The sequence below is a fragment of the Mesorhizobium sp. M4B.F.Ca.ET.089.01.1.1 genome, assembly GCF_004022605.1.
Lineage (GTDB): Bacteria > Pseudomonadota > Alphaproteobacteria > Rhizobiales > Rhizobiaceae > Mesorhizobium > Mesorhizobium abyssinicae.
Window position 1 is genome coordinate 1 of the sequence record NZ_RZOS01001295.1, and the last position, 526, is coordinate 526.

The following is a 526-nucleotide window of genomic DNA, read 5'->3' on the forward strand; positions in this document are numbered from 1 at the left end:
ATCCATGACGAGCACAGCGTGTGCGCCCTTTTCAACATGGCGACTGATCTCGTCGATCTGGCGTTGCATGGCCTCGGTGTCGGCAAAGGGCAGAGCCAGAGCGGCCCCGGCGCCGCGCGCCGGGCAAATCGCGCCAAACAGATACGCACTCTTGTAGCGCTGATCGGCCGGCTGGCGGGGTCGGGTGCCGCGCCTTGCCCATTGCGCACGATGCCGTTCTTCTGGCCGATGCGGGCTTCATCCTTACATGAGGGTTCGACTGTCAACGCGATTATTGCATTTGCTTCTCCGCTTTTCGGATGGTCCTGCTTGGCACGATAGGGTCCGGGGCGTCTGTGTCTCGCAGCTACAACTGCGTCACCTTACATACGGTCGGGCCACAACAATGGCGCGCACCAGAATGCCTCTTGCACGAGGCGTAGCCCCGGCGAGACGCGACCCACCTGAAACGCGGCAGCTATACGCTGCCAAAGAAGAAGACGGTCGCACTCCCCGTATCGCAGCCGACCAGAGTATGGTCAGCGGC

At 62.2% G+C, this 526-nt stretch carries 1 pseudogene; it reads right to left on the minus strand.

The window, feature by feature from the left end:
• Positions 1-242 (minus strand): annotated as a pseudogene (locus tag EN780_RS37235) (IS630 family transposase); the annotation flags it as partial.
• Positions 243-526: the final 284 nt, after the last annotated feature.